At 31.8% G+C, this 15,079-nt stretch carries 13 protein-coding genes; 6 read left to right on the top strand and 7 right to left on the bottom strand.

Features of this window, described 5'->3' with window-relative positions:
• Positions 1-49: 49 nt before the first annotated feature.
• From IEW41_RS08025 to IEW41_RS08015, 3 genes are all read right to left on the bottom strand, one after another.
• Positions 50-1,012 (bottom strand): D-2-hydroxyacid dehydrogenase, encoded by a 963-nt coding sequence (locus IEW41_RS08025; RefSeq protein WP_188605826.1) that lies wholly within the window; start codon positions 1,010-1,012, stop codon positions 50-52.
• Positions 1,013-1,021: 9 nt separating this feature from the next.
• Positions 1,022-2,086 carry a 3-phosphoserine/phosphohydroxythreonine transaminase gene (gene serC, locus IEW41_RS08020; RefSeq protein ID WP_188605825.1) on the bottom strand — a complete coding sequence of 355 codons (1,065 nt, stop codon included), beginning with the start codon at positions 2,084-2,086 and terminating at the stop codon, positions 1,022-1,024.
• A 74-nt stretch (positions 2,087-2,160) separates the two neighbouring features.
• On the bottom strand, positions 2,161-3,219 hold the full coding sequence (locus IEW41_RS08015; protein ID WP_188605824.1) for an acyl-CoA reductase: 1,059 nt from the start codon (positions 3,217-3,219) through the stop codon (positions 2,161-2,163).
• Between the two features lie 66 nt (positions 3,220-3,285).
• Here IEW41_RS08015 and IEW41_RS08010 point away from each other — a divergent pair, with 66 nt between their 5' ends.
• On the top strand, positions 3,286-3,639 hold the full coding sequence (locus IEW41_RS08010) for a 4Fe-4S dicluster domain-containing protein (RefSeq protein ID WP_188605823.1): 354 nt from the start codon (positions 3,286-3,288) through the stop codon (positions 3,637-3,639).
• Between the two features lie 69 nt (positions 3,640-3,708).
• Here the strand turns inward: IEW41_RS08010 and IEW41_RS08005 are convergent, their stop codons facing one another.
• Positions 3,709-6,390: a TonB-dependent receptor gene (locus tag IEW41_RS08005; protein WP_188605822.1), complete on the bottom strand. Its 2,682-nt coding sequence runs from the start codon at positions 6,388-6,390 to the stop codon at positions 3,709-3,711.
• 151 nt (positions 6,391-6,541) lie between these two features.
• Here IEW41_RS08005 and ychF point away from each other — a divergent pair, with 151 nt between their 5' ends.
• The 5 genes from ychF (at position 6,542) to IEW41_RS07980 (ending at position 13,212) form a co-directional block, all read left to right on the top strand.
• Positions 6,542-7,636, top strand: coding sequence for a redox-regulated ATPase YchF (gene ychF, locus IEW41_RS08000; protein ID WP_188605821.1), 1,095 nt, complete (start codon positions 6,542-6,544; stop codon positions 7,634-7,636).
• Positions 7,636-8,085, top strand: a complete 450-nt coding sequence (locus IEW41_RS07995; protein WP_188605820.1) for an SRPBCC family protein — start codon at positions 7,636-7,638, stop codon at positions 8,083-8,085. Before ychF ends, IEW41_RS07995 begins: the two co-directional genes overlap by 1 nt.
• A gap of 117 nt (positions 8,086-8,202) precedes the next feature.
• Positions 8,203-10,068 (top strand): DNA topoisomerase IV subunit B, encoded by a 1,866-nt coding sequence (locus IEW41_RS07990; RefSeq protein WP_188605819.1) that lies wholly within the window; start codon positions 8,203-8,205, stop codon positions 10,066-10,068.
• Positions 10,058-10,537, top strand: a complete 480-nt coding sequence (locus IEW41_RS07985) for a hypothetical protein (RefSeq protein ID WP_188605818.1) — start codon at positions 10,058-10,060, stop codon at positions 10,535-10,537. The genes IEW41_RS07990 and IEW41_RS07985 overlap by 11 nt, the downstream gene beginning before the upstream one ends.
• An 8-nt stretch (positions 10,538-10,545) precedes the next feature.
• Positions 10,546-13,212: a DNA gyrase/topoisomerase IV subunit A gene (locus IEW41_RS07980; protein ID WP_188605817.1), complete on the top strand. Its 2,667-nt coding sequence runs from the start codon at positions 10,546-10,548 to the stop codon at positions 13,210-13,212.
• Between the two features lie 145 nt (positions 13,213-13,357).
• Here the strand turns inward: IEW41_RS07980 and IEW41_RS07975 are convergent, their stop codons facing one another.
• The 3 genes from IEW41_RS07975 to IEW41_RS07965 are packed head-to-tail and all read right to left on the bottom strand — an operon-like array spanning position 13,358 to position 14,960.
• Positions 13,358-14,149: a TerC family protein gene (locus IEW41_RS07975; protein WP_188605816.1), complete on the bottom strand. Its 792-nt coding sequence runs from the start codon at positions 14,147-14,149 to the stop codon at positions 13,358-13,360.
• A gap of 1 nt (position 14,150) precedes the next feature.
• Positions 14,151-14,537, bottom strand: coding sequence for a hypothetical protein (locus IEW41_RS07970; RefSeq protein ID WP_188605815.1), 387 nt, complete (start codon positions 14,535-14,537; stop codon positions 14,151-14,153).
• A 36-nt stretch (positions 14,538-14,573) separates the two neighbouring features.
• On the bottom strand, positions 14,574-14,960 hold the full coding sequence (locus tag IEW41_RS07965; protein ID WP_188605814.1) for a helix-turn-helix domain-containing protein: 387 nt from the start codon (positions 14,958-14,960) through the stop codon (positions 14,574-14,576).
• Positions 14,961-15,079 lie beyond the last annotated feature (119 nt).

Here is a 15,079-nt window from a genome sequence, read left to right as displayed (position 1 = left end):
TACAACTTATTAAGTAGTTAGCCTTTTTGTCCTTTAATGTTAATAACTTTTATGTTTCTTCAGTTTTTAAAAGACTGATAATTTGTGACGCTAATTCAGTTCCAATTCTGTCTTGTGCTTCATTTGTTGCAGCACCAATATGTGGTGTTAATGATATTTTACCATTCATTAAAACTGGTATTGCTGGAGTTGGCTCTTCTTCAAATGTATCAAGACCAGCAAAGGCTACTTTCCCACTCTCAATTGCTTTAATAAGTGCGACTTCATCAATTACTCCACCACGTGCAGCATTAACAATACCAACACCATTTTTCATAAGGTCAAAATGCTTTTCTGAAATTACATATTCTTTTTGTGCAGGAACATGTAATGTGATAAAATCAGCATGTTGTAAAATCTCTTTCATAGGCTGAGTTTCAATTTCTACATTTATAAACTGACCATTATAAAACTCAACTTTAATATCTGCCTTACCAACAAATTTATCGCTAGCAATTACTTTCATGCCTACACCTAAAGCAATTTTTGCGACTTCACGTCCAATTTTGCCAAAACCAATGATACCAAGAGTTTTACCTCTCAATTCCATTCCTTTAGCATAATTTTTTTTCAGAGCATTAAATTGAGTGTCGCCATCTAGAGGCATATTTCTATTTGAATCGTGTAAAAATCTAACACCACCAAATAAATGAGCAAATACTAGCTCAGCAACAGATTGTGAAGATGCTGCTGGAGTGTTAATAACATGAATACCTTTACTGCGAGCATATTCAACATCTATATTATCCATACCAACACCACCACGACCAATAATTTTTATACTTGGACAAGCATCTATTAAATTTTGTCTAACAGTTGTAGCGCTTCTAACTAAAAGTACATCAATATGATTTTGGTTTATGTAATTTTCTAATTGCTCTTGCGCAACTGTAGTCGTAATGACTTGAAAACCTGCCTTTTCTAATGCTTCAATTCCGCTTTTTGAAATTCCGTCGTTTGCTAATACTTTCATTATAAATTTTTATGCTTTTGTTTCTAATTCGCTCATTACTTCTACAAGCGCTTTCACACTATCTAATGGTAATGCATTATACATTGATGCTCTATAGCCACCAACACTTCTATGGCCATTTAAGCCGCTTATTCCTGCTTCTTTTAACATCGTGTCAAAAGTTTCTTTTAAATCATCATTTACAAGGTTAAAAGTAGCATTCATATTAGAACGGTCTTCTTTTACAGAATATCCTTTAAATAATGGATTTAAATCAATTTCTGAATAGATAACTCTAGCTTTCATTTCATTAACCTTTTCTATTGCAGGAATTCCACCTAAATTTTTTAACCACTCTAAAGTTAACATTGAAACATAAACCGCAAATACAGGAGGAGTATTGAACATACTACTCTTATCGATATGTACTTTGTAATCCATAACAGAAGGGATTTTACGAGATACTTTTCCTAAAATATCTTCTTTAATAACTACAAGGGTTGTACCTGCAGGACCCATATTTTTTTGAGCTCCAGCGTATATTAAATCAAATTTTGTAAAATCTAACTGACGTGAAAAAATATCACTACTCATATCACAAACCATAGGAATAGGAGAGTCTGGAAACGATTTCATTTGTGTTCCAAATATGGTGTTGTTTGATGTACAGTGAAAATAATCGTAATCTTCAGGAATACTATACCCTTTAGGAATATAGTTGTAACCAGCTTCTTTTGAAGATGCTACTTCATAAACATCATCATAAATACGCGCTTCTTTAATTGCATTATTAGACCAAGTACCAGTATTTAAGTAGCCAGCTCTTTTTTCTAATAAGTTTAATGCAACCATTAAAAACTGTGTGCTAGCTCCACCTTGTAAAAAAAGTGCTTTATATCCTTTTCCTTCTAATCCTAAAAGTTCTAAAGCTAGAGAACGAGCATTTTCCATTACATCTACAAAAGGCTTGCTTCTGTGAGATATTTCTAATAAAGATAAGCCTGAATTATTGAAATCCATTACTGCTTCTGAAGATTTTAAAAGCACTTCTTGAGGTAAAATGCATGGACCAGCACTAAAATTATGTATTTTCATGATGTAGTTTTTTAACACTTGCAAAGGTGCTAATTTCTAATAAAATAGATGTTATAAATATGATAATTTATCAACTATATTTTTAACAAAAACGCAATTGTGTCAACATTATCTGCATAATCCCATAACATTGGTTTTTGTGTTTCGCCAAATTGAATTTCATTTTCTGTAAATCCATCAGAAACTATGCATTGTATTTGCTCTGCTTCGGTTTCTAGTTTTTCTTTTAATGATTCTATAGTTTCATAATACTCATAAAAGAGGGTCGCTATAGGAGATGAGTAACTATTATCTTCTTTTATCATTAGGAAGCCATTTTCTAACATTTGAAATTCACTCATTAAATAAACAGCTTTGTTATAATCATAATTGTTAGCATATTTATTTTGGTTGATTATAGGGTTCCAATGATACATAGCTTTGAAGAAGGCTTCAAAATTATAGTCTTTAGGAACAAATAGCTTAGATACGTTTCTACAACCTAGTCCGTAATACCTGAATATGTCTTCAGATAAGTTTAAAAGCTGGTTTTCGTTTTCGTTACCAGTTAAAATAGCAACTGAATTTCTGTTTTTTCTTATTATTGAAGGTTTATTTTTGAAGTAAAATTCAAAATATCGTGCAGTATTATCACTTCCTGTTGCAATAACAGCATCAAATTGAGTTAGCTTTTCTTCAGTAAATTCAATTTTATCTTTAAACTCTGGTTCAATATGTTCTAAATACTTAGCTAAAAAGGGAAGAAGGTGTTTATCATTTGACGATTGCTTAACTACAACACTGTGACCAGAAATTAAAACCGAAATAAAGTCATGAAATCCAACCAAAGGAATATTTCCTGCCATAATAATGGCTACTTTTTTAGATTCAACAGCATTAAAGTTATACTTTTCTATCCATTTATTAATATTGCTGTTGTTTAATGACTTAGACCATCCATCTAAGGAAAATAAAACGTTTTCTTTATTAAACCAAGCATTGTGCTCTTCTGCTAATTTAATCTGGTGTTTAAACCCATCAAAAAACAAATCATTTTTCTCAATTGTATCTTTTTTATGAATACCATCTGGCGAAAATTGACTTAAAAAATCTCCTAACTTAACAAAAGCGTTAATTCTTTGTTGTAAATTCATTCTGTATTTGGTTATGAATGGTTTTGGCTTTATTTTTGCTCCGCAAAGTTAGAAAAGAAAAATGCTATGGCAATAATAATAACAGATGAATGTATAAATTGTGGTGCTTGTGAACCAGAATGTCCTAATACAGCAATATATGAAGGTGCAGATGATTGGAGATATAAGGATGGAACAAGCTTGTCTGGACGAGTGGTTTTACCTGATGGGAAAGAAGTAGATGCTGATGAAGCTCAAGAACCTGTAAGCGATGAAATTTACTATATAGTGCCTGATAAATGTACTGAGTGTAAAGGGTTTCATGAAGAACCTCAATGCGCTGCTGTTTGCCCTGTAGATTGTTGTGTTCCTGATGATAGTCATGTAGAAACAGAAGAAGCTTTATTAGGTAAACAACGTTTTATGCATCCTGAAGAATAAGGATTTAAATAGTTTATATAAAAAAAACCGAGCGATATCGCTCGGTTTTTTTATGCTTATTATTAAGTATTAAAATTTATAATTCATTTTTAAGTAGTAGTAAGCACCACCAAATCCCATTTGTACAGAATCCCAGTAACCACCACCTTCAGTCCAATCGTCTTGTTGATCTGGATATACATTAAATAGATTATTACTACCAGCATTTAGTTTTAAATTTTCAGAAAGTCTAAATCCTAAATTTAGGTCAGTAACCATTTTCGCTTCATAAGTATCTGTTGCAGCGATAATTTGTTGGTTAAATCCACCATAATCAGCTGGGTCTTCAAACATTTGGAAATCTAATAATTGTACTTCACTAAAGCGAGTAAATGTTAATCCAGCATCAAACCAGTTTTTATTATAATTAAGGTTTAAACTCAATTTACTATCAGGAGCAGAAGCTAATAAGAATGCTTTGTCTCGTTCTCCAAAGAAAGTTTGTTCATCTAGAGAACCATTAAGAACTTTGTCGATTTTCATATCATTAAAGTTTCCTAAAAAAGTTGCTCCAAACGAACTGTCTTCGCCTATGTTTGTTTTCCAAGATAAAATAACATCTAAACCAGTGGTTTTTGTGTCAGCACCATTAGCAAAGAACTGCGCAGCTTCAACATTAGGAATTTGAGGCGCATCAAAATTACCTGTTAATACAATTCTGTCTTTAACAGCAATATAGTAACCATCAATAGTAGCAGTAAACTGACCAAATTTAGCAGTAAACCCAAGTGCAGCGTTAAATGCTTTTTCTTCTTTTAGTGGACCAATTCCAAATGAAGCAGTCACAGGACTGTTGTTTGGAGATAATAACGACTCTAAAGCCTGTCCTCCAACAAAGTTTGTAAACTTTAAATTGTAATAAATCTGAGCTAAAGAAGGTGCTCTAAAGCCAGTACTTAGCGAACCTCTAATATTAACATTGTCAGATGCTTTTAAACGTGCAGCTAACTTCCCATTTAATGTACTTCCGAAGTCACTAAAGTTTTCAAAACGTGCAGCAGCACTCAGTAAGAACTTTTCTGATAAATCAAATTCTGCATCTGCATACAATGATAAATTGCTTCTACTTCTATCAACTTCGTTAGCTGGACTATAGCCAGGAAAACCTTGTGAGCCGCCTGGACGTGGATTACCAAAATCGTCTTCTGCTTGTGTTTGAGTTGATGGATCTGTAATTAGTAATCCGTCTTCAGTATAAGTTCCGTATGAACCTTCTTCACCAGCAAAAATGATAAAGTTTTCAGTTCTGTACTCAGCACCAAAAGCTAAATTCATTCCGCTTAAAACATTGTCATAATATTTAGAAAAATCTAAATTAACAGTATTTTGACTTAAACTATGTCCACCAGCATCAAAATCAGTTGGTGACACATCTTCTAAAGAGGCATTAAGTGTTCCTTTAATATAGTAATGGAAAAAATTCTTTCCCCAAGTATTGCTAATATCTACTTTCCAGCCGCTTCCAGTTTCTGTTCTAACACCAGCTGATATAGAATTATCGATGATATTTGATGTAATACGAGGTGTAAATCCGTCAGGATAAATAGATTCTACAACGCGCTCACCACCATTTCTGGTAAATGCATAAGCATCAGTATCTCTATAGTTACGACCACCAAAAGCATATACTTCAGTTTTATCTGAAACAGGAATTGCCATATTTCCAAAGAAATTGAATCCATCAATAGCTGCTTCACCAAATCCTTTTCTAAAGTCGAAAGCAGGACGTAATGTTTTGTTTTTGCTTAAATATTCAGTAGTAAAATTAGCATAACCACCTTTTTCGCCTATTTTAAAACCATAGTTAGCAGTTACTTTTACAGAACCACCATCAAAATTTTTGTCTTTTCCAATAGCATTTCCATCACGTTCTGTATCTAATCTGTATCCATCAGTATTCCATGCGCCATATTCACCAAATGCACTTGTGTCTACATCTGCATTAGTGCTATAAAATCCATAGTTTACACTTCCTGAAAATTCATCAACATTATCTTTTAGTACAATGTTTATAACACCAGCAATAGCATCTGATCCATATTGCGCTGATGCACCATCACGTAAAATCTCAATTCTTTTAATTGCAGATGCAGGAATAGCATTTAAGTCAGTTCCTGTATTACCACGACCTCTAGTACCAAAAATATTTATTAATGAAGATTGGTGTCTTCTTTTTCCGTTAATCAATACTAATGTTTGATCTGGTCCCAATCCTCTTAACGATGCTGGATCGATATGGTCAGCACCATCTGATCCTGATTGCTTATTAGCATTAAAAGAAGGTGCAGCATATTGTAATAATTCATTTATTTCAACTTTACCAACTTGAGTGGTAACTTCTGATACATCTATAACATCTATTGCTACAGCTGTATCTACAGATGTTCTTTTAGGACTACGTGAACCAACCAAAACGACTTCATCAAGACTAACACCATCTTCAAGTGTAACATTAATAGTAGTTCGGTTGTTAACGGCAATTTCTTGTGTATTTGAACCAACATAGCTGAATACTAAAGTTGCATTACCATCAACAGCAATACTATATTTTCCGTCAAAATCTGTAACTACACCATTGGTAGTTCCTTTTTCAACGACATTAACTCCAGCTATTGGAGTTCCAGATGCATCTGTTACTAAGCCAGTAACGTTTTGCGCAAAAGAAAAATTGATGCTAAATACTGTAAACATCAAGAGTAGAAAGTGTTTCATATTTTAATTATTTTAGGAGATTATTTTTATAAATATACTAGATTTTTTAAATATTCATTATGTATGAATAACATTTAAGCACTTATTTATAATTTATACTAAAATAAATAAGTCTATCAATTATATTTGCACTCTGAAAAAAATATAATCAATGAAAGCTGGAATTGTAGGATTACCAAACGTAGGAAAATCAACCTTATTTAACTGTTTATCTAACGCAAAGGCACAAAGTGCAAACTTTCCTTTTTGTACTATAGAACCTAATATTGGAATTGTAAACGTGCCTGATCCAAGACTAGAAAAACTAGAAGCATTAGTAAAACCGCTTAGAGTGCAACCAGCAACAGTTGAAATTGTTGATATTGCTGGATTGGTCAAAGGAGCAAGTAAAGGTGAAGGTCTTGGTAACCAATTCTTGGCTAATATTAGAGAAACTGATGCTATTTTGCATGTATTGCGTTGTTTTGATAATGATAATATTGTTCATGTTGATGGTAATGTAAATCCTATTAGAGATAAAGAGACTATCGATATGGAATTGCAGTTAAAAGACCTAGAAACCGTAGATAAAAAACTTGAAAAAGTTAAACGTGCAGCCAAAACAGGGAATAAAGAAGCGCAGAAAGAAGAGGCTGTATTATTAAAAATTAAATCTGCTTTAGAAGCAGGAACTTCTGTTAGAGCGCTTGAGTTTTCTAAAGAAGATTATGAAGAATTTGTGAGTCCAGCTCAATTTATAACAGACAAACCTGTAATGTATGTTTGTAATGTTGACGAAGCATCTGCAGCTACAGGCAATGCATATGTTGAAAAGGTAAGAGAAGCTGTTAAAGATGAAAATGCTGAAATTTTAGTTCTTGCAGTTGGTACAGAGGCAGATATTAATGAATTAGATGATTATGAAGAGCGTAAAATGTTCTTACAAGATATTGGATTAGACGAGCCAGGTTCTTCAAAATTAATCAGATCGGCTTATAAGTTATTAAATCAGCAAACCTATTTTACGGCAGGAGTAAAAGAAGTCAGAGCTTGGACGATTGATGTTGGCGCTACTGCACCACAAGCAGCAGGAGTAATACATACAGATTTTGAAAAAGGTTTTATTAGAGCAGAAGTTATTGGATATGAAGATTTTGCTTCTTTTGGTAGTGAGGCTAAAGTAAAAGAGGCTGGTAAAATGAGAGTTGAAGGTAAAAATTATATTGTAAAAGATGGTGATGTGATGCATTTCTTGTTTAATGTATAATGCCACTAATTCAACTACATACTTATATTAATTCCGACATAAAAACTTGTTTCGATTTAGCTCGAAACATCGACTTTCATCAAGAGTCTCTTAAACATTCTAATGAAAAAGCTATTGCAGGTAAAACTTCAGGGCTAATAGCATTGGGAGAATCTGTTACTTGGGAAGCGACTCACTTTGGAATTAAGCAACAACTGACATCAAAAATAACTGCTTTTGATGCTCCTAATTATTTTGTAGACGAAATGGTTTCTGGAGTTTTCAAATCTTTTAAACATGAGCACATTTTTAAAACTGAAGGTAATCAGACCTTAATGATTGATAAGTTTTATTTTGAAAGCCCATTTGGTATTTTTGGAAAATTGGTAAATAAACTTTTCCTTAAAAACTACATGATAAAATTGTTGACGACAAGAAATTCTCTTTTAAAAGAAAAAGCTGAACTTTAATATAGTTTTCTCAACAAACAAGCTAAAAACATTGTTAATTACTTTACTGTAATGCGGTTTCATTTTTTATCTCGAAATGTTATATTAGCAACTTGTCAAAAAATTGCACCTTAATTTATGTCTCAAGAAACCAAATATACTGAAGATAACATACGTTCACTCGATTGGAAAGAACACATTCGAATGCGACCAGGAATGTATATTGGTAAGCTTGGTGATGGTTCATCTCCAGACGATGGTATTTATATACTTTTAAAAGAAGTTTTAGACAACTCTATTGACGAATACGTTATGGGAGCTGGTAAGACTATCGAGATTTCAATTCAAGGTAATAAAGTTATTGTGCGAGATTTTGGTCGTGGTATTCCTTTAGGTAAAGTGGTTGATGTTGTATCTAAAATGAATACAGGAGGAAAGTATGATTCAAAAGCTTTTAAGAAGTCTGTAGGATTAAATGGAGTAGGTACAAAGGCTGTTAATGCGTTATCTTCTTTTTTTAGAGTTGAATCAACTAGAGACGGAAAATCTGCTTCAGCTGAGTTTGAACAAGGTAACCTAATTAATCAAGATTTACTGGATGATACATCAAGACGAAAAGGGACTAAGGTGTCTTTTATTCCAGATGATATTATCTTTAAAAATTATAAGTATCGTAATGAGTATGTTGAGAAAATGCTCAAAAACTATGTGTATCTCAACACAGGGCTTACCATTATGTTTAATGGTGAAAAATATTTTAGCGAAAATGGATTAAAAGATTTATTGGAAGAAAACATCAATGAATCTGATATGGCTTATCCAATTATTCACTTAAAAGGTGATGATATTGAAGTTGCCATAACTCATAGTAAAACACAGTATAGCGAAGAGTATCACTCTTTTGTTAACGGACAAAACACCACGCAAGGAGGAACGCATTTAGCTGCATTTAGAGAAGCATTAGTAAAAACCATAAGAGAGTTTTATGGTAAAAACTATGAGGCATCAGATGTTCGTAAATCAATTGTTTCTGCAATCGCAATTAAAGTTACAGAGCCAGTTTTTGAAAGCCAGACAAAAACTAAATTAGGTTCTACAGATATGGGTGGAGATTTGCCAACTGTTAGAACCTTTGTTAATGACTTTCTAAAAACCAATCTAGATAATTTTTTACATAAAAACCCTGAAACTGCTGATAAAATTCAGAGAAAAATTCTTCAAGCAGAACGTGAGCGTAAAGAGTTATCAGGAATTAGAAAATTAGCAAAAGATAGAGCTAAAAAGGCTAGCCTTCATAATAAAAAACTGCGTGATTGTCGCGTACATTTTGGGGACACTAAAAATGATAGAAACTTAGAATCAACTCTATTTATCACAGAGGGAGATTCAGCATCTGGTAGTATTACAAAATCTAGAGATGTGAACACACAAGCTGTATTTAGTTTGCGTGGTAAACCGCTTAATTCTTATGGAATGAGCAAAAAAATTGTTTACGAAAACGAAGAGTTTAATCTTTTACAAGCAGCTTTAAATATAGAAGAGTCAATTGAAGACTTACGTTATAACAACATTGTTATTGCTACAGATGCTGACGTTGATGGAATGCATATTCGATTATTGCTTATTACTTTTTTCTTGCAATTTTTTCCTGAACTAATAAAGGAAGGGCATTTGTATATTCTGCAAACACCTTTGTTTAGAGTTAGAAATAAAAAAGAAACAATATATTGCTACTCAGACCAAGAACGTCGAGACGCAATAGAAAAGCTGAAACCAAAACCAGAAATTACCAGATTTAAAGGACTTGGTGAGATTTCGCCAGATGAATTTGTTAATTTTATAGGAGAGAATATTCGCTTAGATCCAGTAATGCTAGATAAAGATATGTCTATTGAAAATTTACTTGAGTTTTATATGGGTAAAAACACACCAGATAGGCAGGAGTTTATTATAAACAATCTAAAAGTAGAGCTTGATATCGTAGAAGAAATTAATGAGAACTAGTAATATAAAGGTTAAGAATAAAATTGTTTCAGTATACTTTTTACTGTTCATTTTTGTTGTTTATCTATTGGTTGTGTTTAATGTTTTTACTGATTTTGGAAATATAGCATCCCATACATTTTTATTATTGGTTTTTGGAGTAGCTTTTTTGTTCTTTTTAATTTATATTATTTCAAAGTATTTTGAATATAATAGCGACGGATTAAATTTAATCCTAATCAACAGAGGATTTATACTCTCTGAGTATTTTAATTATAGAGAGCATGTTGTAGAGTTTGATAAAACCGATTTGATTGCTTTTAAGTTTCAAAATTATATTGTTTATCAACGATTAGTATTGTATTATAAAACTAAAAACGGAAATAAAATTAAGAGTTGTTTTAACGTAACTCTTTTAGCAAAAAAAAAGCAAAACTATATAAGTCAATCATTAAAAAAAATACTTAAGAATAACCTTCAAAATAATTAAAACCTTTAATGAGTTTAGATACTGAAAATTCACATAACGAAAACGGAGAGCATCAAGAATCTGCGAGCCAAGAAACTATTACCAGAGTTACTGGTATGTATAAAGACTGGTTTTTAGATTATGCATCGTATGTAATTTTAGAAAGAGCAGTTCCTGCTATCGAAGATGGTTTTAAACCTGTGCAACGACGCATAATGCAGTCTATGAAAGATTTAGATGATGGTCGTTACAATAAAGTAGCCAATATTGTTGGTCATACTATGCAATATCATCCTCATGGAGATGCAAGTATTGGAGATGCAATGGTACAAATTGGTCAGAAAGACTTACTAATTGATATGCAAGGTAACTGGGGAAACATCCTTACAGGTGACAGTGCTGCAGCATCACGTTATATTGAAGCTCGTTTATCTAAGTTTGCCTTAGATGTAGTATATAATCCAAAAATCACAGAATGGCAATCATCTTATGATGGTCGTCGTAAAGAGCCAGTAAATCTCCCTGTAATGTTTCCGTTACTATTAGCGCAAGGAGGAGAAGGTATTGCTGTAGGTTTATCAACAAAAATACTACCACATAATTTTATCGAACTTATCGATGCTTCTATTAAGCATCTTAAAGGAAAAAACTTTACTATTCTACCAGATTTTCCAACAGCAGGAATTGCTGATTGTAGTGATTATCGTGATGGAGTGCGTGGTGGTAAAATTAGAGTAAGAGCAAAAATTTCTCAAATAGATAAAGTCACATTAGCAATAACTGAAATTCCATACGGAACCACAACAACGTCGTTAATAGATTCAATTCTTAAAGCAAATGACAAAGGGAAAATAAAAATTAAGAAAATTGAAGACAATACTGCTGCCGAAGTTGAAATTTTAGTACATCTACCTTCTGGAATTTCACCAGATAAAACTATTGACGCTTTATACGCATTTACAAATTGCGAAAATTCAATTTCACCTTTAGGTTGTGTAATTGAAGACAACAAGCCTTTGTTTATTGGTGTTACAGAAATGTTACGTCGTTCAACAGATCATACTGTGCAGTTACTTAAATCTAACTTAGAAATTAAATTAGATGAATTTGAGGAGCAGTGGCATTTTGCGTCTTTAGAGCGTATTTTTATTGAAAACAGGATTTATCGCGATATTGAGGAAGAAGAAACCTGGGAAGGTGTTATAGCTGCTATAGACAAAGGTTTGCAACCTCATATAAAACATTTAAAACGTGCAATTACAGAAGAAGATATTGTGCGTTTAACCGAAATTCGTATTAAACGTATTTCTAAATTTGATATTGATAAAGCACAACAAAAAATAGATGCTTTAGAAGAGCAAATTGCACAAGTAAAACATGATTTAGAGCATTTAACAGATTATGCTATAGCTTATTTTACACGTCTTAAAAACGATTATGGTAAAGGAAGAGAGCGATTAACAGAATTGCGATTGTTTGATGATGTAGATGCTACCAAAGTAGTTATTCGTAACACTAAACTCTATGTTAATAGAGAAGAGGGCTTTATTGGTACATCACTCAAAAAGGATGAGTATGTGTGCGATTGTAGTGATATTGACGATATAATTGTTTTTACCAAAGAAGGTAAAATGATGGTTACTAAAGTGGATGATAAAAAGTTTATAGGTAAAGATATCATTCATGTTGCTGTGTTTAAGAAAAAAGACAAACGTACCATTTACAATATGATTTATCGTGATGGAGCAAAAGGTCCATCTTATGTAAAGCGATTTGCAGTAACAGGAACAACAAGAGATAAAGAGTACGATTTAACTAATGAAACCAAAGGCTCATCTATGTTGTATTTTTCAGCTAATCCAAACGGAGAAGCTGAGGTTATTACTATTTATTTGCGTCAGGTTGGTAGCATTAAAAAACTAAAATGGGATTTAGATTTTGCCGATATTCTTATTAAAGGAAGAAACTCAAAAGGTAATGTTGTTACTAAATATGCAGTTAAAAAAATTGAGCTTAAAGAAAAAGGTTTATCTACATTAAAACCTCGTAAAATCTGGTTTGATGACGCTGTGCAAAGGCTTAATGTAGATGGTAGAGGTGAACTTATTGGTGAGTTTAGAGGAGAAGATAGATTATTAGTTATTACACAATCTGGGCTTATAAAAACTATTTTACCTGAATTGACTACGCATTTTGACGATGATATGATTGTGTTGGAAAAATGGGTGCCTAAAAAGCCTATTTCTGCTTTGTATTATGATGGTGAAAAGGAGCGCTATTTTGTTAAGCGTTTTTTAATTGAAAATGAGAACAAAGAAGAGTTGTTTATTTCTGATCATGGTAAATCTCAATTAGAAATTGTATCAACAGACTGGAGGCCAATCGCAGAAATTGTATTTAATAAAGAAAGAGGCAAAGATCAGAGAGATAATTTAGAGCTAAACTTTGAAGATTTTATAGCTGTAAAAGGAATAAAAGCACTTGGTAACCAGTTAACTACAGACAGAATAAAGCAAGTGAATTTATTAGAGTCGTTACCTTATGAAGCTCCTGAAGAAGTGCCTGCTGAAGAAATTGATGTTATTGATGAGGAAGAAGTAGAAGTAGATGATGTTGTAAATGACACATCTAATGATGATGATGATGATGATGATGATGATGAGTTAGATGAAAATGGTCAAGTAAAACTATTTTAAAATAAATTAAAAACTTAATATTATGGGTAGAGTTGTCATAATAGTGTTGCTAGCTTTAATAGCTTATTATTTATACCGAATTGCAACAAAGAATAACAATAGATAAAACTAAAAAGGTGTAATTTTTTAATTACACCTTTTTTAATTATTTTTTATGTTTTTTCTGTATTCTAAAGTTGAGAAACTCAACAAATAGAGAAAATGCAATAGCAAAATACAAATACCCTTTTGGTATTGCACCAACTTCATTGCCAAGAAACTTGGTATGCGATAAATGAGCTGCTTCAGTAATAAGCATAAATCCAATTAAAATTAAAAATGCTAAACCCAATAGCTGCATACTTGGATGCTCGTTTATAAATTTACGTATCGGATTTGCAAAGCCAATCATAACACCAATAGATATTACTACAGCAATAATCATTAGTACAAGTGTGTAATTATGGTTTGGATGTAAACCATTTGTCATTCCAACAGCTGTAAGTATAGAGTCTACTGAAAATATAAAATCTATTATTAGTATTTGAGTAATAGCATGTGAAAGCGATTTAATTTTTTTACCCTTCAATTCATTTTCGTCATGCAAAGGCATTTCTACTTTTTCATGAATTTCTGATGTGCTTTTATAAATTAAAAACAATCCACCAACAAATAAAATTACAGCTTGCCAGCTTATTGCTACATGCAACCATGAAGTATCAATAGTATAAAAAGGTTCTTTAAGTCCAATTAAAAAAGACACAAAAAAAAGCAATATAATACGCTGTACCATAGCTAAAACAAGCCCAATAGTTGTAGCTTTAGATTGTTGATGTTCTGGCAGTTTATTTGCAGCTATAGATATAAAAACAATATTATCAATACCTAAAATTATTTCTAAAAAAGTTAGCGTTAGTAAAGCCATTATGGCATCGCTGGTAAGTAAAAAATCTAACATATTATTTTATTCTTTTTGCTGTTCCTTGTTCTACGCGTGCTTTTTGGTTTGCTTTTTTTACAGCTAATTTATATTCAAAAGTGTAAGTGCTGTCTGTCGTTGATAATATCTTAAAATGAATGGCATTTTCTTCGGCCATGTTTTTTGGGTTAATTGTTTTCTGAATAAACTCGCAATCATTTATCCATCGTACAGAAGCAGAATCTATTTTATTTTCGTAATAATCTATATTTAACGAATCAGTTCTAATAAATCTCCCAGATTTTTCAACACCATCAACTATGTAAGTAAATTCAAAAGTACCAGTTTTATAATCTTTACAATTACGCTCTTTATTATAGCAGCTAACAAAAACAATACAAATGAGTAAATAAGTAAAAAATTTCATCAATTAAGTTTGAAACACAAAATTAGTAAAAGAAAGCTATTCTTTATTAAAATTTTTAAATGTTCCATCAGTATAAAAAATGACGATTCTTTCTATCGTTTTGTTGTTTACTGGAGGAGTTATAGTTTTTGGAACTTCAATTTTTTCCTCAAAAGGAATTTCTGGAGTTTTAGTTTCAGGTATATCTGAAGATGTAGTGGAAGGAAAATTTCCTTTACCATTTAGTAGCCAATATAATTCTATTTCAGGAAAAGTGTCTAAAATTTTCATAACGAAATCTAAACTCGGTTTATTTCTGCCAGATAAAATATGAGAAATACTAGAGCGCTGTACACCAATTTTTTCAGAGAAAGAAGAAGCTGATTCTCCATAAAAATCGATGACTTTTTGTAGTCTTTTAGCAAAATCATCACTGTTTATCATTGTAAACTTTAAAATTTAGATTACTGTGTTACAAATGTAAATATTATACATGAATTTGTAAACATATTTAACATATAAATCACATTAATATTAAATTAAAACTACATATAATAATCTTT

The organism is Aquaticitalea lipolytica (assembly GCF_014641635.1).
GTDB classification, from domain to species: domain Bacteria; phylum Bacteroidota; class Bacteroidia; order Flavobacteriales; family Flavobacteriaceae; genus Aquaticitalea; species Aquaticitalea lipolytica.
Note: the sequence above shows the minus strand (reverse complement) of the source record. Positions and strands in the feature narration are given on the sequence as shown.